General features: G+C 45.2%; 15 protein-coding genes. 9 read left to right on the top strand and 6 right to left on the bottom strand.

Annotation, left to right across the window (positions count from 1 at the left end):
* The first annotated feature begins 202 nt into the window (after positions 1-202).
* Both mnmG and PSBA01_RS12855 read left to right on the top strand, forming a co-directional pair.
* A complete protein-coding gene (gene mnmG, locus PSBA01_RS12860) occupies positions 203-2,098 on the top strand; it encodes a tRNA uridine-5-carboxymethylaminomethyl(34) synthesis enzyme MnmG (protein ID WP_186474660.1) in 1,896 nt (631 codons plus the stop codon).
* A 240-nt stretch (positions 2,099-2,338) separates the two neighbouring features.
* Positions 2,339-3,298 carry an AEC family transporter gene (locus PSBA01_RS12855; RefSeq protein ID WP_186474659.1) on the top strand — a complete coding sequence of 320 codons (960 nt, stop codon included), beginning with the start codon at positions 2,339-2,341 and terminating at the stop codon, positions 3,296-3,298.
* A gap of 99 nt (positions 3,299-3,397) precedes the next feature.
* Here the strand turns inward: PSBA01_RS12855 and PSBA01_RS12850 are convergent, their stop codons facing one another.
* From PSBA01_RS12850 to katG, 5 genes are all read right to left on the bottom strand, one after another.
* Positions 3,398-3,568: a hypothetical protein gene (locus PSBA01_RS12850; RefSeq protein WP_186474658.1), complete on the bottom strand. Its 171-nt coding sequence runs from the start codon at positions 3,566-3,568 to the stop codon at positions 3,398-3,400.
* A 30-nt stretch (positions 3,569-3,598) separates the two neighbouring features.
* Positions 3,599-4,618 (bottom strand): LLM class flavin-dependent oxidoreductase, encoded by a 1,020-nt coding sequence (locus PSBA01_RS12845; protein WP_186474657.1) that lies wholly within the window; start codon positions 4,616-4,618, stop codon positions 3,599-3,601.
* 279 nt (positions 4,619-4,897) lie between these two features.
* Positions 4,898-7,456 (bottom strand): membrane-bound PQQ-dependent dehydrogenase, glucose/quinate/shikimate family, encoded by a 2,559-nt coding sequence (locus tag PSBA01_RS12840; protein ID WP_186474656.1) that lies wholly within the window; start codon positions 7,454-7,456, stop codon positions 4,898-4,900.
* A gap of 203 nt (positions 7,457-7,659) precedes the next feature.
* A complete protein-coding gene (locus PSBA01_RS12835) occupies positions 7,660-8,589 on the bottom strand; it encodes a LysR substrate-binding domain-containing protein (RefSeq protein WP_186474655.1) in 930 nt (309 codons plus the stop codon).
* 330 nt (positions 8,590-8,919) lie between these two features.
* Entirely contained in the window at positions 8,920-11,112 is a 2,193-nt protein-coding gene (katG, locus tag PSBA01_RS12830) for a catalase/peroxidase HPI (RefSeq protein WP_186475549.1), read from the bottom strand.
* A 766-nt stretch (positions 11,113-11,878) separates the two neighbouring features.
* On the opposite strand from katG, the gene PSBA01_RS12825 reads away from it, so the two are divergent.
* The 5 genes from PSBA01_RS12825 (at position 11,879) to PSBA01_RS12805 (ending at position 18,052) form a co-directional block, all read left to right on the top strand.
* A complete protein-coding gene (locus PSBA01_RS12825) occupies positions 11,879-13,486 on the top strand; it encodes an AmpG family muropeptide MFS transporter (RefSeq protein ID WP_186474654.1) in 1,608 nt (535 codons plus the stop codon).
* Positions 13,487-13,534: 48 nt separating this feature from the next.
* Positions 13,535-14,407: a peptide chain release factor N(5)-glutamine methyltransferase gene (gene prmC, locus PSBA01_RS12820; protein WP_186474653.1), complete on the top strand. Its 873-nt coding sequence runs from the start codon at positions 13,535-13,537 to the stop codon at positions 14,405-14,407.
* A gap of 45 nt (positions 14,408-14,452) precedes the next feature.
* The gene (locus tag PSBA01_RS12815) at positions 14,453-15,244 is read left to right on the top strand and encodes a HesA/MoeB/ThiF family protein (protein WP_186474652.1); all 792 of its coding nucleotides are present in this window, start codon (positions 14,453-14,455) and stop codon (positions 15,242-15,244) included.
* Positions 15,245-15,325: 81 nt separating this feature from the next.
* Complete coding sequence (locus tag PSBA01_RS12810) at positions 15,326-16,669, top strand: ABC1 kinase family protein (RefSeq protein WP_186474651.1); 1,344 nt, start codon at positions 15,326-15,328, stop codon at positions 16,667-16,669.
* A gap of 126 nt (positions 16,670-16,795) precedes the next feature.
* Positions 16,796-18,052 carry a YbfB/YjiJ family MFS transporter gene (locus PSBA01_RS12805; RefSeq protein WP_186474650.1) on the top strand — a complete coding sequence of 419 codons (1,257 nt, stop codon included), beginning with the start codon at positions 16,796-16,798 and terminating at the stop codon, positions 18,050-18,052.
* 22 nt (positions 18,053-18,074) lie between these two features.
* Here the strand turns inward: PSBA01_RS12805 and PSBA01_RS12800 are convergent, their stop codons facing one another.
* A complete protein-coding gene (locus PSBA01_RS12800; protein WP_228724595.1) occupies positions 18,075-18,563 on the bottom strand; it encodes an Lrp/AsnC family transcriptional regulator in 489 nt (162 codons plus the stop codon).
* A 221-nt stretch (positions 18,564-18,784) separates the two neighbouring features.
* On the opposite strand from PSBA01_RS12800, the gene leuA reads away from it, so the two are divergent.
* Positions 18,785-20,569, top strand: coding sequence for a 2-isopropylmalate synthase (leuA, locus tag PSBA01_RS12795; RefSeq protein ID WP_186474649.1), 1,785 nt, complete (start codon positions 18,785-18,787; stop codon positions 20,567-20,569).
* A gap of 279 nt (positions 20,570-20,848) precedes the next feature.
* On the top strand, positions 20,849-21,469 hold the full coding sequence (locus PSBA01_RS12790; protein ID WP_186474648.1) for a hypothetical protein: 621 nt from the start codon (positions 20,849-20,851) through the stop codon (positions 21,467-21,469).
* Positions 21,470-21,606 lie beyond the last annotated feature (137 nt).

The following is a 21,606-nucleotide window of genomic DNA, read 5'->3' as shown; positions in this document are numbered from 1 at the left end:
CGCTTAATTATAATAGTTTTTATCCTAGCGTTTTTTAAGCGTGAAAAAATTGTTATAATGATGGGTTATTCAACCAATTATGAACGATTTATCTGAGTCGTTATCTTTTTTATAAATACGACTGACGTTTATTTGCTGATGGTTTTCTTATTTGAACACAAGATACGTCAATCAGCAGCGTTATGAGTCAAGTGAGGCACACATGCAATACCCAAAACATTACGACGTGATAGTAATCGGCGGTGGTCATGCTGGTACAGAAGCTGCTTTGGCGGCTGCACGTATGGGCGCTCAGACCTTATTGTTGACCCATAATATCGAGACGCTTGGTCAGATGAGCTGTAATCCCGCGATTGGCGGTATCGGTAAATCGCATTTAGTGCGTGAGATTGACGCATTAGGCGGCGCAATGGCGCTAGCAACGGACAAAGCAGGTATCCAGTTTCGTGTACTAAACAGCCGTAAAGGCGCTGCTGTGCGTGCCACACGTGCGCAAGCAGACCGTATCTTGTATAAAGCGGCTATTCGTCATACGTTAGAGAATCAACCAAACCTAGATATATTTCAGCAAGCCGCTGATGATATCTTAGTAGAGAATGGCCGTGCGACAGCTGTTGTGACCTCTACAGGTATTATTTTTAAGACCGAAACAGTCGTATTAACCTCAGGGACTTTCTTGGGCGGCGTCATTCATATTGGTCTAGAAAACTCAAATGGCGGGCGTGCAGGCGATCAGCCTTCTATCAAGCTCGCCGATCGCTTGCGTGAGCTGAAATTGCCAGTAGGTCGCCTAAAAACAGGCACGCCAGCACGTATCGATGCACGTAGCGTTGATTTTAGCGTGATGACGGTACAACCTGGTGATACGCCGCTGCCTGTCATGAGCTATATGGGTGATGTTTCTATGCATCCTGAGCAAGTCAACTGCTATATCACGCATACCAATGCGCGTACTCACGATATCATCCGTGAAAATCTTGATCGCTCGCCGATGTTCTCTGGCAAAATCGAAGGCGTAGGCCCGCGTTATTGTCCATCTATCGAAGATAAAATTCATCGTTTTGCGGACAAAGATAGCCATCAGATCTTTATTGAGCCAGAAGGCTTGACCACGCATGAGCTGTATCCGAATGGTATCTCAACCAGTTTGCCGTTTGATGTGCAGTTAGATTTTATTCATAGCATGAAAGGGCTTGAGAACGCCCATATCACGCGTCCAGGCTATGCAATTGAATATGATTATTTCGATCCACAAAACCTCAAGCCCACGCTTGAGACCAAATCGATTGATCGTCTGTACTTTGCGGGTCAGATCAATGGTACGACTGGCTACGAAGAAGCGGGCGTGCAGGGTTTGCTAGCAGGGACCAATGCCGCATTGGTGACGACCAACAATAGCGAGTTTGACACGTGGACCCCGCGCCGTGATGAAGCGTATCTTGGCGTACTTGTGGATGATTTGATCACCCATGGTACGACCGAGCCTTATCGTATGTTTACGAGCCGTGCAGAGTATCGTTTGCTGCTACGTGAAGACAATGCCGATCAGCGCTTGACAGAGACGGGTCGCAAGCTAGGGCTGGTAGATGATGTGCGCTGGCAAGCATATCAAGAAAAAATGGAGGCGATCTCGACAGAGACGTCACGCCTAAAAGACATGTGGGCCACGCCGACAAATACCTTGGGTCAGAAACTATCTGAGCAGACAGGTGAGGTACTCTCTAAAGAATCGACTGCCTTTGATTTGCTCAAGCGTCCGCAGATACGTTTTGCTGATATCGCGGCTATTACTGACTCAACCGTTGATGCGCAAGTAGGAGAGCAGATTGAGATTTCTGTCAAATATGCCGGCTATATCGATCGTCAGCAAGAAGATATTGATCAAATGAAGCGCTTAGAAAACACGGCGCTACCGCTAGATTTTGATTATAGTGTGGTATCAGGGCTATCAAACGAGATTGTACAAAAACTCACGCAAGTTCGTCCTGCGACGCTAGCTCAAGCTGGACGTGTCAGCGGTGTCACACCTGCGGCCATACAGTTATTGGCGATGACGGTCAAAAAACATAAAAAAGCAAAGGCTGCGCTTGACTCGTAACAGTAGTATGCTAAAGCCTTTTATAACAAAGCATCCATGATATAAAAAGCCCGTAATAATATTTTATTGCGGGCTTTTGTTTATTGAAAAACCACTCTATTATCGAAATAAAGTCTCATTCAAACTTGTCTTACTTGCTGCTTTGTCTCTATACTAGGTCGTAAAATCTGATTATTACTTATTAAATTTTCTTGTTGATGCTCATATCATGATGGGCTTGTCACCGAATTGAGCCTATTTATGATTGATGCTATTGTTTTTGCTATTACTATTGTATTCCCCAACCTTGCTTTGATGTGGTTGGGTTTTTTTATGCAAAGACGTGGCGAGGCGAGCCAAAGTTTCATTGATCAGGCATCCAGCTTTGTTTTTAACTACTGCCTGCCTTGCTTGCTATTCTTTAGCGTGGTCGATAGCGATGTTGATTATGGTCAGCAAGTTAAGCTAATTTTTGTTGGTATTTTGGTGACATTTGTCCTGTTCTTTGGGGCGGAGCTGTATGCTAAACGCTTCGTCAAACGTCCTGCCGACCAAGGCGTGTTCGTACAAGGTATTTTCCGTAGCAACATGGCGATTATTGGCCTTGCAACCGTTGCCAATGCTTATGGTGAGCGTGGTTTAAGTATTGGTGCCGTTTACATGGGCGTAGTCACCATATTGTTTAATATTTTAGCGGTCATTACGTTAAGTCGTGTCTCTAAAAGTGTGGATGATACTTTGATCAGTCGCAGTATTATGATCATCAAAAAGGTATTTACCAACCCACTTATTTTGGCATTGCTATCAGCATTCGCTTATAAGGCATTGCCATTGCCACCGCTTACAGGCGTTATTCATACAACGGGTGATCTATTAGCAGCGGTTGCATTGCCGCTGGCACTAATTTGCGCTGGTGCTAGTATTGATTTGAAATCGATGCTGAGTGCCTCAGGGTTATCTATGCAGGCAAGTATTGGTCGGATTGTGATTGCACCCACCGTCGCCATTGCGATTGGTTTGGCATTTGGTTTATCAGGCGTCCATATGGGCGTGTTATTCTTGATGGTGGCATCACCAGCCGCAGCGGCCAGTTATGTCATGGCAAAAGCGATGGGGGGTAATGACATATTGGCGGCCAATATTTTGGCGTTTACGACGGTGGTTGGTATGTTTGGCATGGCGTTTGGTGCGGCCGCCTTACGTGCGCTTGGTTTGATGTAGCTTATATAGTCAGTGCTTTGTTGGACATAGCGTCAACTGGTCGTTGTAATACTAAAACCCCCCTTTTTTCTATTTTGAAAAAAAGGGGGGGGTTGAATGTCAATTTATATTGTCTCGGTTACGTTTTTCTTCTCGACGTTGCTTACGCTTAGGACTGGTACGATAGGTCAGATATCCACCGATAGCCATGACTGCAAGAAATGCCAAGATATACATAAATATCGACGAGCCAATCATAAGTGATGCACCGATAACCGCAGTTGCTTCCATGTCAAAAATCCAGTTAAGGTTTGGCAATAATTATGCAAGTGTCTCATTTGATTGTAAAGTAAATAAGTTTAGCTCCGGTGTAAGTTCAAGTGAACGAATACGCGCTGCTTGATTATGTACATTAGCGGTTACAATCAATTCATCTGGTTGATGGGTTGCCAAAAACGCAGCCAATTTTGGTTTGACTGTCTCGACAGAACCAATGAATGAAACTGACAGCGCATTATCTACCATCATTTTTTCTGCTTGGCTCCAGATGCTGTCCATATCGTGCGTAGGTTTTGGCATTTGACCTGTCTCACCACGGCGCAAACGTACAAAGCTCTGCTGTGCTGAGGTAAAGTGATACTGAGCAGTCTCATCGTCGTCAGCCAGTAACAAGTTTGCAGCCAGCATGACATAAGGCTTATCTAAATAGGCAGACGGTTTGAACTGCTCACGATAGGCTTTAATTGCTTGTCCTAGCATTTGCGGTGCAAAATGTGAGGCAAACACATAGGGCAGTCCTAAATGCGCGGCTAAGGTCGCACCAAATAGGGACGAGCCCAATATCCAAATAGGGACGCCTGATCTGGCGCCAGGGAACGCTTGTACAGGGCTGCCATCTGTATCATTGCCCAAGAAGTACATCAGTTCTTGGACGTCTTGTGGAAAACGCTCGGCGTCTTGCATTTGGCGGCGCAGTGCCTGAAACGTCGCCCCATCAGTGCCAGGTGCGCGTCCTAAACCCAAGTCAACACGGTCGCCATAAAGCGCTTGTAAGGTGCCAAACTGTTCAGCGATGACCAGCGGGGCGTGATTAGGTAGCATCACACCGCCTGCCCCAATACGGATACGCTCGGTTTGGCTACCGATGTGCGACAGCAATACTGAGGTTGCTGCACTGGCGATACCCGGCATATTGTGATGCTCAGCCATCCAATAACGGTTTAGACCAGATCTTTCTGCTTGCTGTGCGGTTTCAACCGTTTGGGCGATGCCTTCAGCGATGGTATGGCCTTCAGGTACAGGTGCGAGATCTAAAAAAGATAAAGGGATTTTGTTATTCATAAATTATCCAGTAGAGTGACTAATTATTTTCTCTTGATATGCTTGTCACCATTACCGATTTCAAGCCGTGTGACCAAGCAGTAACAATTCACAACAAAGCGCCATTAGTGGGTAGTAGGTATAGCTAGCAAAAGATAAGGCTGCCGATAAGCTTGTTATCAAACATATCTATATCAAAAGTATTTGTATAACAAAACCAGTCGCACATAAAAAAGCAGGTAACCGAAGTTACCTGCTTTTTTGAAATGACATTATGTAAATGGTAAGTTTTTAAATCACTTATTTGGCTTGATCGCCAAGCTTATAAGCGACCACATAATCACCAATCTTCGTACCTACTGAACCATGTCCGCCAGCTACCAATACCACCATCTGCTCACCTTTAGAGTTCAAATAAGTCATAGGCGTGGCTTGTCCGCCTGCTGGAATACGTACATTCCATAGGACATCGCCATTTTTCAAATCATAAGCACGGAAGTTGTTTTCTGTTGCAGCAGACAAGAATGCGACGCCACCTTTAGTGATGATAGGGCCGCCAATACCAGGCACCCCCAATTCAAACTTGATTGGAATAGGAGATAAGTCCTGTACGGTACCGTTTTTGCGCTGATAAGCAATCTCGCCTGTGGCCAGATCAGCACCTGCGATCGTACCCCATGGTGGCTGCTGACAAGGTACACCAAGTGGTGATAAAAATGGTCCCATTTCTACCGCATAGTCTGCGCCTTCATTTGCATTCACACCTTGTTCACCTTTATTGGTCTCAACATCGCCAAGTGTGTCTTTAGGGATGAGTTTTGAGGTAAAGGCAAGGTAAGTTGGCATACCGAACATCACGCCATTTTCAGGATCGACAGCGAGTCCGCCCCAGTTAAAGGTACCAAAGTTACCAGGATAGACTAACGTACCGTTGGTTGATGGCGGCGTGTAGCGACCGTCGTAGTTGAGTTTGTTGAACTCAATACGGCACATCATCTGATCGATGAGACTTGCGCCCCACATGTCTTTTTCTTTCAACATCGGCGGCGCAAAGCTCAAGCCAGAATAAGGTTGCGTCGGAGCAGCATGTTCACCAGCAATGAGGTAGCCTTGCGGTGCATCACGCTCTTTGATAGGTACAATAGGCTCGCCTGTTGCACGGTTCAAGACGTAGACATCGCCTTGTTTGGTCGGTATAACCAACGCAGGTTGGACACCATCAGCGGTATTTAAGTCAAGCAATGTTGGCTGAGCAGGCGTATCCATATCCCAAAGATCATGATGGACAAACTGCTGTACCCAGCGCGCTTCACCAGTTTTCAGATCTAGTGCGACCACAGAGGTTGCATACTTTTCTTCAGCAGCATTACGATAGCTACCGAGCTGATCGGGCGTGCGATTGCCCATTGGGAAGTAGGCCAAGCCAAGCTCTTCATCAGCACTGGCAGTCGACCATGAGTTTGGCGAGCTGGTGCGATAGACTTGAGTTGGATCATTGACATCAAAAGGGGCTGTGTTGTCAGGATCGCCTGAGTCCCAGTTCCACATAAGCTCGCCAGTATTCACGTCATAAGCACGGATCACACCAGAGGGTGAGTTTACATCGTAGTTGTCGTTAACAGCACCAGCAACAATAATAACGCCACCTGCAACCACTGGGGCAGATGTTGAGTAATAGTAGCCTGCTTGCTGGAATGGCATGTTATGCATCAAATCTAATGCGCCATCTTCACCAAACTCTTGACAGCGTTGTCCTGTTTTTGGATCGAGGGCATATAGCTTGGCATCAGAAGTTGGGATAAAGATTTTGGCATCGCATTGCTTGGAGGGATTTTCAAAGGTATTTCCAGCAATTTTTTGCACCAATGTATCGCCCGTCGCAGCCGGTTTATTAGCCGCTACTACGTTATTATCAGTGGTGTCACTGACGGCGCTATTGCTAGCTGTCTCGGTATTAGCATTAGCTGCTGGCGTAGTGCTGTTTGTACCAGCTTGACCAGCGTAATAAGAGACACCGCGACAGGTTTGATGCTGACGTTGGAGGTTTTCGCCAACCTTAGGATCAAACTTCCACAATGTCTCACCAGAGTCGGCATCTAATGCCAATGCCCAGTTGTGAGGCGTACACATATACAAGGCGTTGCCGATTTTTAATGGTGTTGCTTGATAAGTGGTTTCACCAACGTCATTAGGACCTTTGACATCACCGGTTTGGATTTGCCAAGCGAGTTCTAAATCTTTGACATTATCAGTGTTGATCTGAGCCAGAGGAGAGTAGCGTTGTCCATAATCAGTACGACCATACGCGGTCCATTCGCCATCTGGTGTTTGCTCGCCATTTGATAATGGGTCGCCAAGGTTGGTAGAAGTGGCGTTTTGATCGCCGTCATCTTTTGCAGTTAAATCGAGCTCGCCCAATTTGTCGGTGGCATTATTGGCCATACTACCGAAAGAGAGCAGTGCGCCCACAACCACACTGGCCATTAGTCCCCAATAATAAAGAGGACTTTTCTCAACGTTGTTTGTGGTTGTTACTTGAGCGTGTTTCCCGTGCATCTTCTTAGAGACCCACGGTAAAAGCATTAATAAACCAAATATTAGTGGGAAACCCAAGCGAGTTGCCAGCGCCCACCAATAAAATCCAGATTCCCAAAGCGACCATACTAGTGTCACAACGATAAATATCGCGTACACCCCGTAAGCGCTCCAGTGTTTTTTGAACAATAAAAATGCTGTCGTTAACATCATAACGCCAGCAAAAAGATAGTAAGGACTACCGCCTAAAGAGAGCAGATAAGCGCCGCCAATAATCAAGGGGACGGCAAAAACTGCCATAATGATCGCTACGAGTTTTTCCATGAGCGGTATCACCTGTTACATAGAAGCAAATGGACATGCAGTGATCGACACCCAGTACAATTAAATGTCTAGGCGTCCAGCAATACATGCAGAAATAAAAACGAAATCAAACGTTGAATAACGTTTGAGACTGTATTTTATCACTTATACATAAGCTCGGTAAAGGTGGGGTAAGGTAAGACCAGCAGTTTAGACCCTTTGTTTTAGTTGTCGAATTGCTTCTGACACAGCTCCATAAAGGCGCGGCCATATTGGCGAATCTCAGCATCATCGCGCACCGCCATCCAACTGGTAAAGCGTCCGAAGTGATCGACTGGTATGGCAGTTAGGTTCTGATAATGACTCGGTTCAAATGCCATTTCGGCAATAATACCGATGCCTAAGCCAAGTCCAACATAGGTACTAATGACGTCGGCATCAAGCGCGGCTAAAACGATATCTGGCTCTAGACCTGCGGCTTCAAAGGTTTTATCAATCGCGCCGCGACCGGTAAAGCCGCCATGGTAAGTCACAATCGGATAGCTGGCCAGCGTCGGCAGATCAATGGACTCTAAGCCTGCAAGCTCATGATCGCTTGGCACGATGACACGATGCGTCCAGTCGTAATAGCGGTAGCATCTGAGATAGTTATTATGGAGCAATGACTCCGTTGCGATGCCGATATCAGCTTGACCACGAATGACCATCTGCGCGATGGTCTCAGGATCGGCCTGTTGCAAGATCAAATTGACTTTGGGAAATCGCTCTTTGAATTCTTTAACCACCTTCGGCAGCACATAGCGTGCCTGCGTGTGGGTCGTCGCAATGGTCAATGTGCCAATATTAGGATTATTAAAATCTAAGCTTAGATTTTCAATCGTACGGATTTCAGCAAAGATGGACTCGATATGTGGCATGAGCGCCGTACCCATGGTGGTCAGCCCTGTCAGACGCTTTCCTTGACGAATAAATACTTCGGTCTTCAGTTGGTTTTCAAGTGCCGCGATATGCTTTGACAAGCTCGATTGGCTGGTGTGCAGTACAGTCGCTGCTTGACTTAAGTTATAGCCATTAATCACCGTATGCCAGACTGTTTCCAACTGTTTGAGCTGAATTTGCAAATGTCGCTGATTGACCACTATATCGATTGCCATCACTGAATCCTATTGTGTAACAATACAAACCTTACCTATATTTGAAAGATTTGTATATGAAAGTAAAAACTTACAAATATGCCATAAGAGCGTAGTGTAAAACAAAGCTATTATTCTTGTATATAATAAATAGCTATCAATTTATGATAATTATGAATATAGGAGTAGGATTTTTAATATTAGTTATAAGTCTCTATTTTATCAAGGCAAAACAACCAAAATAGTACTAGCTATTGTGTTAGACACAAACATAAAAACAGCTGCCTTCTAAAAGACAGCTGCTCATCATCTATATACTCATCTATGACCAATCAGTTTGGCGAACCAGACTTATTTGGCGATATCGTAACGATCCGCATTCATGACTTTACTCCAAGCGCTAACGAAATCACGAACGAATTTCTCTAAGTTATCGTCCTGCGCATATAGCTCAGCATAAGCACGCAAGATAGAGTTTGAGCCAAATACTAAATCCACACGGCTGGCTTGCCATTTGGTATTACCGGTACTACGCTCACGTATTTCGTAACTATTGACCGTGTTGCTTGGCTCGTCACCTGTTTTCACGGGATGCCACGTGTAGTTCATGTCGGTCAAGTTGACAAAGAAGTCATTGGTCAAGACCCCAACACGGTCAGTGAAGACGCCTTGTTGGCTCTGTCCATGGTTGGTATCAAGGACGCGCATACCGCCAATCAATACCACCATCTCAGGCGCTGTCAATCCCATTAGCTGCGTGCGATCGAGCAGCATCTCTTCAGGAGAGACCGCATAGTCTTCTTTGACCCAGTTGCGATAGCCGTCATGCAAAGGCTCTAAGTCTGCAAAAGATTCGGTATCGGTCATTGCCGCTTCTGCATCACCGCGACCTGCGGTAAATGGTACCGTAACCTCTATGCCTGCATCATTCGCTGCCTGCTCAATAGCAGTATTACCAGCAAGCACAATCAAATCTGCCAAGCTCACGTCTTTATCAAAGTCAGACTGAATGCGGGTTAACGCCTCAAGCACACGTTGTAGCTGCTCTGGCTCATTGCCTGCCCAGTCCTTTTGCGGGGCTAAGCGGATACGTGCGCCATTTGCACCGCCGCGATAGTCTGATGCGCGGAATGTACGTGCGCTGTCCCATGCGGTAATGATTAATTCACGGCGGCTCAAATCACTGTCCAATATTTGCGATTTTAGCGCTGCAATATCATCAGCATTCAAGTCTGCATTGCCTGCTGGAATAGGATCCTGCCAGATAAAGTCTTCGCTCGGTACATCTGCCCCTAAGTAACGAGATTTAGGCCCTAGGTCACGGTGAGTTAGCTTGAACCATGCTTTGGCAAACACCTCATCAAAATACGCTGGGTCGTTATGGAATTTCTCTGAAATCTCGCGATAAACAGGATCTTTGATCAATGCCATGTCAGCATCAGTCATGATCGGATTACGGCGGACACTTGGATCATGAGCATCTAATGGACGGTCTTCTTCTTTAATATCTGTGGGCTCCCACTGCCATGCACCTGCTGGACTTTTGGTTAATGCCCAATTGTGGTTCAATAATAATTCAAAATAGCCATGATCCCACTGAGTTGGATTGGTTGTCCACGCGCCCTCAATACCGCTTGAAACAGTATCACCTGCATTGCCATTACCTTTAGGATTGCGCCAGCCTAGACCTTGCTCTTTGACATCCGCCGCTTCTGGCTCGTCTTCTAGTATGGTCGCATCGCCATTACCGTGACACTTACCAACGGTATGACCACCCGCGGTCAAAGCAACCGTTTCTTCATCATTCATTGACATACGCGCAAACGTCGTACGCATATCTTGAGCGGTTTTCAATGGGTCAGGGTTACCATCGACGCCCTCAGGGTTGACATAGATTAAGCCCATTTGTACCGCTGCTAGTGGGTTTTCGAGGGATGCACGGTCTTTATCGCTATCGTAACGGTTTTCGGTCGGTGCCAGCCATTCGCGTTCAGAACCCCAGTAGATGTCTTTTTCTGGATGCCAAATATCAGCACGACCACCAGCAAAGCCTAGCGTTTTAAAGCCCATAGACTCATAAGCCATGTTGCCTGCCAAAATCATCAAATCAGCCCATGACAGTTTGTTGCCGTACTTTTTCTTGATGGGCCATAGTAGGCGGCGCGCTTTGTCTAGGTTGGCGTTGTCCGGCCAGCTATTGAGTGGCGCAAAGCGTTGATTACCAGTATTAGAACCGCCGCGACCATCGGCACCGCGATATGTACCTGCTGAATGCCACGCCATACGAATCATCAAGCCACCATAATGACCCCAATCTGCTGGCCACCACTCTTGTGATTCGGTCATGAGGCTTTTCAAATCGGTTTTGACCGCTTCTAAATCAAGTTGTTTGAACGCTTCAGCATAATCAAAGTCTGCTCCCATTGGATCAGTCTTTTTGTCTTGCTGATGCAATATGTCTAGGTTTAAGCTATTCGGCCACCAGTCAGTCACAGCAGAGGCGGTGGTAGTATGCGCTTGATGCATGACGGGACAGCCGCCCATGCTAGGACGCTGCGGTGCGTGTGTTTGATCAACGTTTTCACTATGAATCGTCGGTCCCTTATCATCACCTTGATCATAAGTTGTATTGGTTGCGGTATCGCTGTTACCTTGGTGGTTTATCGGGCAACCAGCGGTATCTTGCGTGGTGTTTTTGTCGGTTGGGGTGTTGGTTGAATCGGACATGGTAAAACTCCTAGGCTATGGTAATAGAAAGAACAAACCGTCAATTAAGATAATCATTGTTGATATAGAGAGCATAACGAAGTGCTTTTCATTTATAAAACTAATATATAAAAATTATATGTTTTAAATTATTAATCATTAATTCTTGGTGTAGTACCTCATCCAGCTTGCTATTAACGCCATTGCTCTTGCTACTAGGTGGGACAGTAATAAGCCGATCAAGTTTGTATTGAGCCTACCTCTATCTATATATTGCCGATAAATGAAAGCGTTGTTAGACATCTTTGATGAGAGTAAGTAGTAAGAAAACTAAGGACTGGTTTAACCATAGTGAAAGATTGCTATAATCTTCGTTACTGCAGCGAAATATAAGCCGTTATGAAAGTGCCAGAATCAATGAGTTAATGCAAAAACATCTAGTCAAGGTAGCGGTTCTCAAGTACCATAACTGAATTTTGTTGTAATAAACGCATTGGTGCAACGTAAAGCAATTTTTATCGATCTTTTTATGGATAACTGATTCTAAAGATTGATAAAAATTGTGCGCAGTTGTGTTATTTGTCTCAATTGTTGGTGAGTTATTATGTCTGCTGTCAAATCTGTACCACCCAAACCTCCCATCGCCAAAAAATCATGGGGCGAGGCGGCGAAAGCCTATCTGGATCGGCGTGCTATGATCATGCTGTTTTTGGGTTTTGCAGCTGGTATTCCTATTTTGCTTATTTTCTCCAGCTTGTCGTTATGGCTTCGTGAGGCGGGATTTGATCGCAGTGTGGTGACGACCTTTAGTTGGGCGGCATTGGGGTATTCGTTCAAGTTCATTTGGGCGCCCCTAGTAGATGCGGTGCCGCTACCGATATTGACTAGATTACTGGGCCGCCGTCGTAGCTGGATTTTGATTGCACAGCTCTTAATTATTTTGGCGATTTATATGATGGCCAGCATCAACCCGACGGATGAGAGCAGTTTGCACTATATGGCCATGGCAGCCGTGCTATTGGGCTTTTCGTCCGCCACGCAAGATATCGTGGTCGATGCCTATCGTATTGAGCTTGCCCCTGCGAGTTTTCAGTCAGTATTGTCGGCAATGTATACCGCAGGCTACCGTTTAGGGATGATTTTTGCAGGCGCAGGTGCGCTCTATTTAGCAGATTATTTTGGTTCGACCGAAGAGCTTTATAGTTACGAAACGTGGCGCAACACCTACTGGATCATGGCAGCGGTGATGGGCGTAGGTGTGGTGACCACGTTGATAATTCGGGAGCCTGTGAGCGAGCAGATACGTATTGATCGTCCCGCCTCTGACTATGCCCGTTTGGTATTGGTATTTGTATTGTCGGTCGCCGCTTTTATCATCGCTTTTGTCAACGTTGGTGCGTTACTGCCAGAGACAGACAGTGTGATGTTTGCTTTTTTACTTGAAGTTGTCCATCTATTAACCAGCTTACTGGTGGCATCGGTTGTGGGTTACCTGTCTGTCAAAGTAGGCGTGGTCAAACAAGAAATGGCTTATACCACTTGGGTTGAACCAGTCGTTGATTTTTTCCGTCGTTATGGCAAAAAAGCATTATTGCTACTGGCCTTGATTGGGTTATACCGGATTTCTGATATCGTCGCAGGGGTCATCTCGAACGTCTTTTATCAAGACATGGGGTTCAGTAAAACGGATATTGCCAATGCAGTGAAACTGGTTGGTGTCATTATGGTCATTGCGGGTGGCTTTTTGGGTGGTATTTTGGCTCAAAAACTGCGTATGATGCAGGCGATGATGGTCGGTGCCATCTTGGCTTGTGTGACGAATCTATTATTTGTCCTGCTCACTTACCATCCTGGTAGCTTGCCGCATATGTACGTGGCAGTGATTTTTGATAATCTAGCGGCAGGCCTTGCCAGCGCTGTATTCATTGCGTTCTTGTCTGCCTTGACCTCGATTCGTTTTACCGCGGTACAGTATGCTATTTTCTCCTCATTAATGACGTTGCTACCTAAGGTGATGGGTGGCTACTCTGGGGCTATCGTTGACAATATGGGCTATCCGTTTTTCTTTATTTTCACCTTTGCGATTGGTATGCCAATTTTGATCTTAATCTACTTGGTCGATAAACACATTGTGATTGGTGATAATGACAAATTAACAAAGGCAAATCCAAACCTGACCGATACCAATGAGCCACCGCGCGCGTCAGAGTAGCATTGGCAGTACTTTTATCTTTATTTACGATATCTTTAAGAGTGACTTATGACCGCATTGACCATTCGTCAAATAAAGCAGCAAATTGGTCAACTGACGAATGGTGAGACAAATCGTCAGATACCATCGTTTTGGCCAACAGATTGGCTGCTATATGTTATTGATAAACCTTCACTATTTTTGATTACTGGCGAAGATTATCAGCTGACAGAAAGTGAGCAAAGGCGGTTTTATACTGGTATGGTTAAGATGCAAGAAGGGACGCCGCTCGCTTATTTGACGGGTCAGCAGGAGTTTTGGTCGCTGAATTTTGTGGTCAATGAGCACACCTTGATTCCCAGACCAGATACCGAGGTATTGGTCGAGCAAGTATTGAATTGGATCAATGCTCAGCCAGTATCTAATCGTCATAAGCGCTTACTTGATTTGGGTACAGGCTCAGGTTGTATTGCTGTCAGTCTCGCTCATGAATTAAAAAAAGACAATTGGCAAGTGGTCGCCGTTGATTTGTCGCTTGAGGCGCTCGATATTGCTCGGCATAATGCGGATTTTAATGGTGTCACTAATATTGAATTTATCCAAAGCAGTTGGTATCAAGCGCTATCTACTGATGACGAATGTCGGTTTGATGTGATTGTCTCAAATCCGCCTTATATTGATGAGGCAGACGAGCATTTGGCGGGACTAACCGCTGAACCGATCAGTGCGCTCAGTGCACCCAATCATGGTTTGGCTGATATCGAGCATATTGTCCAGCAGGCACCGTCTTATTTGTGCAAAAAAGGACTGCTGGCTATCGAGCATGGCCATGACCAAGGGGTTGCGGTTCGACAGCTGTTTTTAGACAGCGGCTTTGAGTCAGTACACACGGTACAAGATTACGGTGGTAATGATCGTGTCACAGTAGGACAATATCCATAAATAGGCTTTATGGATAGACATTTTTAATTATAGGTTGCAAAAAATATGGCAGACGATTTGGCACAGCTATCTGATGATGAGCTGCTCCGTTATGCACGGCAAATACTACTCGACGGTTGGGATATGGATGCTCAGCTGCGATTAAAGTCAGCACGCGTGGTGATAATAGGCGCAGGCGGCCTTGGTTGTCCAGCGTCTGAGACACTGGTGCGTGCAGGGGTTTGTTATGTGCATCTGATCGATGATGATGCGATCGAAGCGAGTAACCTGCAACGGCAAACGCTGTTTTTGCCAGAAGATATCGGTCAGTCCAAAGCGCTGACAGCAGCGGCTATGCTGGCGCGTATCAATCCTTTGATAAAAGCTTACGGCACCGTGGCGCGGTTAGATGAAGACAATGCTTATGAATTGCTCAATCTAGCCTCTGGTAAGCCAGACTTATTACTAGACTGTACGGATAATTTTGCGACTCGTGACGTCATTAATCGCATTAGCGTCCATTATCGGATTCCATTATTATCTGCCTCGGCAATTGCGATGCAAGGGCAGCTGGCGCTGTTTGAGCCACATCTGGACACAGGTTGCTATCATTGCGTGTTTGGCGCGCTTATGCATGATGAGGTTGCCGATGAGCGTACCTGTGCCAATTCAGGTGTGCTTGCGAGCACCACTGCGGTTATGGGTAACCTGCAAGCCAATACCGCCTTGCAATATTTGGGATTAACCAAAAATCCACTGACAAATAAACTGCTTATATGGGATGGTAGGCACATGCAGCAACGGCTAATGGGTTATAGAAAAGATCCAGAATGCCCAGTCTGTAACAGCCCTGATTGAATACTATGTCTTTGATATATTTTTAGTCTATTTTCGAAATTATCTATTTTCAAATCCTTTCTATTACCATAGTTGTTTTTTATGAAAATTCATCGTCCGCATTTGTTAAAACATACCTTTAATGTCGTTAACCGTGTTCGCCAAACCGCGAGTGTGGCAGGTCTGTCTGCGCTAAGAGTGGCAAAAGGGGAAAAACCTGATGCAATGCTACTCAAAGAAACCTTTGAGCAGTTAGGCACGACTTATATCAAAATCGGTCAGTTTATCGCCAGTACACCCTCGCTGTTTCCACGTGACTATGTCACCGCTTTCCAGAGCTGCTTGGATCAAACCACGCCATTATCTTATGCTTATATCGAGCAGGTGCTAAAAGAAGAGCTGGCGACTGAGGGTATGAGTCTTGATGATAAGTTTGCGCATATTGACTCAGAGCCGCTAGCCTCTGCCTCTATCGCTCAGGTTCATGCTGCCCGTCTGCATAATGGTGATGAAGTGGTGCTAAAGGTACAAAAGCCTGGCGTCGAGACGATTATGCAGACCGATTTGGGCGTATTGCATGGCGTGACCAAGCTGCTTGAAATAGTGATGCCATCGATGAGATTCGCCAGTATCGCGCCAATTATCGATGAGATTCGCCTGCGTATGCTTGCTGAGACGGATTTTATCGCTGAAGCACAAAACATCCGCGATTTTCAGCAGTTCTTAGCCGTCTCAGGCAATACTCGGGTAGTGGCACCAACAGTGTATGACGATCTGACCACCAAGCGTGTATTGACGATGAGCCGCCTATATGGGGTTTCTATGGTTGATGAGTCGCTCATGCGTCAGTATTGCAGCGATCCTGCGCAAATCATGGCAGATACATTAAACACCTGGTTTGCCAGTCTCATGCTGTGCAATAGCTTCCATGCTGACCTGCATGCGGGTAACTTGATGCTATTAACCGATGGACGTATTGGTTTCTTAGACTTTGGTATTGTCGGTAAATTAAAAGCCGAGAGCTGGCGTGCGTGCATGGGTATGATGCAAGCGATGCAAGACAGTGACTATCAAGCTATGGCACGTCATATGATTGACATGGAAATGACGCATGGTGGCAATAAAGTTGATGTGGTTGCCTTAGGTAATGATCTAGAGCGCATGATGATAACGATCATGGCAGAAGATAAGACCTTTACTAGCGGCGTACCGTTTAATAGTAAAGAGCAGGCCGACGAGCTCAACAAAATGATGCTTGAGATTGTCGAAGTTGGCAAACGTCATGGTATTCATTTCCCGCGTGATTTTGCTTTATTGACCAAGCAAATGTTATATTTTGATCGGTTCATGCGTACGCTAGCCCCTGACATGGATATGTTTAGCGATCAGCGTGTACAAATGCTAGGACAGGATACGATAGGGACAACCACGTTAGATGTATTGTAGGGTTTGTTTTTATTTTATGATGTCCCAATAGTACCAATAACTGTTTGACTCCTACTTATTTTACTATTGCTTTTAATTATCTAACACAAAGGATTGTGTGCTAATTGCCACAAAAATGGCGCTGTCATGATGACTGCTATTAAAAGCCGTGTCGCTCCTACCATCACCAATGAAGCGGCCATTGCCTGTATCGGTATGTACTGTATGGCAGTTGTCATGGGCTATGGACGCTTTCTCTTTACCGCCACTCTACCTGATATTATGGTGCAATTGTCGCTATCAACGACGATTGCTGGCTGGCTAGCATCAATCAACTATATCGGTTATTTTATCGGTGCCCTCATTGCTATGTTTGTGCCTCAGCGTGCGACATGGCAGGCGATGACGCTTTGGGCAATAATCAGTGTTGTCACAACAATGCTATTCGTCGTACCAAATATGTCGCTCACGTTATGGTATATCATTCGTCTAATCGCAGGCATTGCAAGCGGGGTAGCGATGATATTGAGCTCATCGTTTGTGATTCAAAACCTGAGTCCCGAGCGCCGTTCTATACTCTCGGCCATCCATTATGCAGGTATTGGTGTTGGTATTAGTGCTTCTGCCATTGTGACGTGGTGGCTTCTAACATTGGGCTATCACTTTGATGTGATTTGGCTGGTTGCAGGCTGCACCAGTTTACCGCTAATATGGCTCCTCTACGCGATAAAACCCAAACCAGTAAATAGTTTGGAGTCACAGTTGACCGATTCGAAACAGCACGTCTCAGTGTATCAGAGCTATTTGAACTTCAAACGCTCTTTATATGAAGCGATTTCTGGACACCATAAAGCGCTTGCTTTGCTTTTTGTCAGTTATATATTGGCAGGATTTGGTTATATCAGCTCCGCAACTTTTCTGCCCGTTATGGCAGCGCAGCGCTTAACGACACAGACCTATGCTGGATTGATGATTTGGTTAGTCGTCGGTGTTTTTGCGATGCTATCAAACCCGTTATGGGGCGCGCTTGCCAAACGTATCGGTGAGATAAAAACCCTCATGGGTCTCACGGTATTACAAGCGTTTGGCATGTGTTTGCCTATATGGTTTGATGGTGCGCTTGGATTATATGGCAATGCTGCTATTCTAGGGTTGACCTTCGTGGGTATGGTGGCGATGACACTCACGTTGTTTAAAAATATCAATCCTGCTTATTCTAATTTGCTGATTGCATTGGCAACGCTCGCCTATGCGCTAGGGCAGTTCTTGGGACCTTTGGTGACGGTAGCATTGGCAGGAGAGGAAGGCAATTTCAATGCAGGGTTACTGGTCGCCGCTATCGGATTGATGATTGGACTGATTTTGATAATAATGTTTCGTAGACAGTCACCAACGCTCGCTTAGCATTTTTAACGCCATGAGCGCTCTATACGACGCTACGGCTGAATACCTCTCGCAGCTCAAAACTGGTGTGGACTTGAGCAACACCCTCAATACGATTGAGGCGATGCAATAAAAACTCCTCATAATGCGCCATATCACGCACTCTGACTTTAATCAGATAGTCCTCTGTACGTCCTGTGACAATACTACAGCTCACGACTTCCTCAAAACTCTGAACGCTACGCTCAAATTGCTCAAAACGCTCAGCCGTATGACGATCCATACTGACGGCGATAAATACGGCGAGCGGATAGCCCAGTTTTTGCGCATCGGTTTTGGTATGGTAGCCTGTGATGATATTAGCGTCTTCTAAGCGTTTAATACGGCGGGCACAAGGGGTGGCAGAGAGATTGACACGCTCAGCAAGCTCCGTGATACTCATACGTGCCTGCGTCTGTAACAAGCGCAATAATTGCTTATCGATGTCATCTATGTCTATTGTGTTCATACTTCCAAAATGACTTTCTGGCATTTTTAGCGCCTCAATAGTGAATTTAGTTGATTGTAACTACTAAATTGGGTTTTTTCACTAAAATCATAGAAAATAAAGTAAAAAATAGGAGGTTTCTATTTGCTAAACTTTGCTATTATTATGGTGTAACTACTCGTTAGCTCGTATGATAAATACAATTCTAAACAACAGCTAATCATCTAGCTAAACATACAAATAACCATATCATCTAAGGATTGATTATGTCTGACCAAGCCACGCATACTGCAGCCACTGGGACTGCAAAGATCACACCAAAAAATGCCGCTTTTGACTTTCGTAAATACCGTCCATTTGCCTTTGCGCCATCGCTGCCAGATCGTACGTGGCCGAGCAAAACAATTGAGAAGTCGCCAATATGGGCAAGTGTGGATCTGCGTGATGGTAATCAGGCACTGATTGATCCAATGACCATTGAACAAAAAATGCGCTTTTTTAAGACCTTAGTAGAGGTGGGTTTTAAAGAGATTGAGATTGGTTTCCCGTCAGCGGCGCAGGTTGAATTTGACTTTACCCGTAAACTTATCGAAGAAAACCACGTACCGGATGATGTGACGCTACAAGTATTGGTACAGGCGCGCGAGCATTTGATCGCCCGTACTTTTGAATCGCTAAAAGGCGTCAAACGCGCCGTCGTCCATGTCTACAACTCAACCAGCCGTGTGCAACGTGAAAAAGTCTATGCCAAAAACAAAGATGAAATTAAAGAGATTGCCATTACTGGCGCCAAACTATTGAAAGAGTATGCGGCAAAATACCCTGAGACTGAGTGGGTGTTTCAGTACTCGCCAGAGAGCTTTAGTCAGACTGAGACGGAATATGCAGTAGAAGTGTGCGACGCGGTTTGTGATGTGTGGCAGCCACAACAAGGCCAAGAGGTTATTTTGAACTTGCCAGCAACTGTTGAAGCCTCTATGCCGAATGTCTTTGCGGATCAAGTAGAGTATTTCTGCCGCAATCTTCCTCAGCGTGAGCATGTCATTATTAGTCTTCATACTCATAATGACCGTGGCTGTGCAGTCGCCGCGGCCGAATTGGGTGTTTTGGCAGGTGCAGATCGTATCGAAGGCACGTTGCTTGGTAATGGCGAGCGTACAGGTAACATGGACATTATGGTCATGGCCATGAACTTGTTTAGCCAAGGTATCGATCCCGAGCTTGATTTTAGCAACATGAGTGAAATCGTACAGGTTGTGAGCGAGTGCAATAATTTACCGCTACACCCGCGCCATCCTTATGTGGGTGAATTGGTCTTTACCGCGTTCAGTGGCTCACATCAAGATGCCATTAAGAAATCACTCGATTACAATGAAAACAACCAAACTGAGACTGACAACGTGTGGGATGTGGCATATTTGCCAATTGATCCTGCGCACATTGGTCGTAGCTATCAAGATGTAGTACGTATCAATAGCCAGTCGGGCAAAGGTGGTGTTGCGTATATCTTGCAGCGTAATTATGGCTTTAACCTACCACGTTGGATGCAGATTGACTTTAGCCGTGTGGTACAAAAGCAAGCGGAAGCGGTTGCCCGTGAATTACAAAATGATGAAATTTTACAAACCTTTGAAAATACCTACTTGCAGCAAGGTAAGTTTGAGTTACTAGATTATAGTGTCAGTAACAAAGGCGGTGAGGTGTATTTCAGCGGCCAAGTCCAGATGAATAACGACACCATTGATATCGATGGTACGGGTAATGGTCCATTATCATCGTTTATCAACGGTCTTGCACAGCATACGGGTAAATCACTCCATATTATTAACTATGCAGAACATGCCATTAACCCGCATCATAATAGTGGTAACGGTATCGATGATGATACCAATAGTGAGAATAAAACCAATGCAAATGCCGCCGCTTATATTCAGTTGAATGTGGATGGTGAAGTATACTCCGGCATCGGTACATGTAGTAGCACGGTCTCAGCCATGCTAAAAGGAGCGTTATCAGCCTTTGCTCAAGCATTGAGTGTAGCAGCTGCTTAGTATTAGATAACTATATCGTAATACTTTACTGGTCTTGATTTCATAAATATATAACACCGTAGCTCCTTGTACTCAACAAGCAAAGCTACGGTGTCATTTTTTTATGAGTAGAAAGCGACTAGATTATCGGGCATTATCTTACTTCAACGTCACTACTGACTAAGGTTTTGCTTATCGTTTGGATTAAGGTATTTTGCCCAATAGCATAATGTTACTTGTGTTTTTGGTGTCTACGACTTACGCTAATGTATATAAAATATTATAAATAAAAGGTTAATCATGGAACCTATATCATTTGCTTCATTTACATTGGCATCTATTCTGGCTTCATTGCCAGTGAATGGTGAAACGGTTACTGAGCCGACAATCACTACGCATATTAGTCCAGCCATTGCAGGACAATGGGAGATAGATTTAGACAGTTCTATCACCATGACCAAAGAGGCGAAAGCTCAGCAAGCGGCATCATCGAATAGTCTGCAAAAAAACAGTGCAGAGCCTAAGGTGGTAGCTGATATGGATGGTGGCATAATCACTCAAAGTGAGGCGCGCATACTAAACATTAAGCCGACTACCAGTAAAGACTTAATGGCGTCAGTCAACAAGTCGAATCAGTGCCGTGAGCTATATAATTTTGGTGCGGACAATGAGATGTGGGCGGTCAGTGGTAAAGAGTGGACATACGGTCGCTATCTAGTCACACATCGTGAAGAAGGCCTGCCCGTCATCGCTATCAAGACGATCTATGATAATAACGAAGTAGATTGCTCAGGCAACCAAGTGGATCAAAGTGACGAAGCATTGATTGCGTTTTTATACCACGACGGCAATCAGATGCAGTGGTGCGCTGATCCTGACGGTACAGAGTGCTTTATGACTTTTAATAGAGTATTGCCATAATAAGTGGTTTTTAGCATATTACACAGATTATTTGACATCTACTAATCATAAAAAGCCGCTATATTGATAGCGGCTTTTTTTGTGGAAATTGATTTTTATGGGAAATGACTACTGTCCCAGTCAGTACGAGTAAGCAA

Source organism: Psychrobacter sp. KCTC 72983 (assembly GCF_014280455.1).
GTDB lineage: Bacteria > Pseudomonadota > Gammaproteobacteria > Pseudomonadales > Moraxellaceae > Psychrobacter > Psychrobacter pacificensis.
The sequence above is the reverse complement of the archived record's forward strand: the minus strand, read 5'-3'. Positions and strand labels throughout refer to the sequence as shown.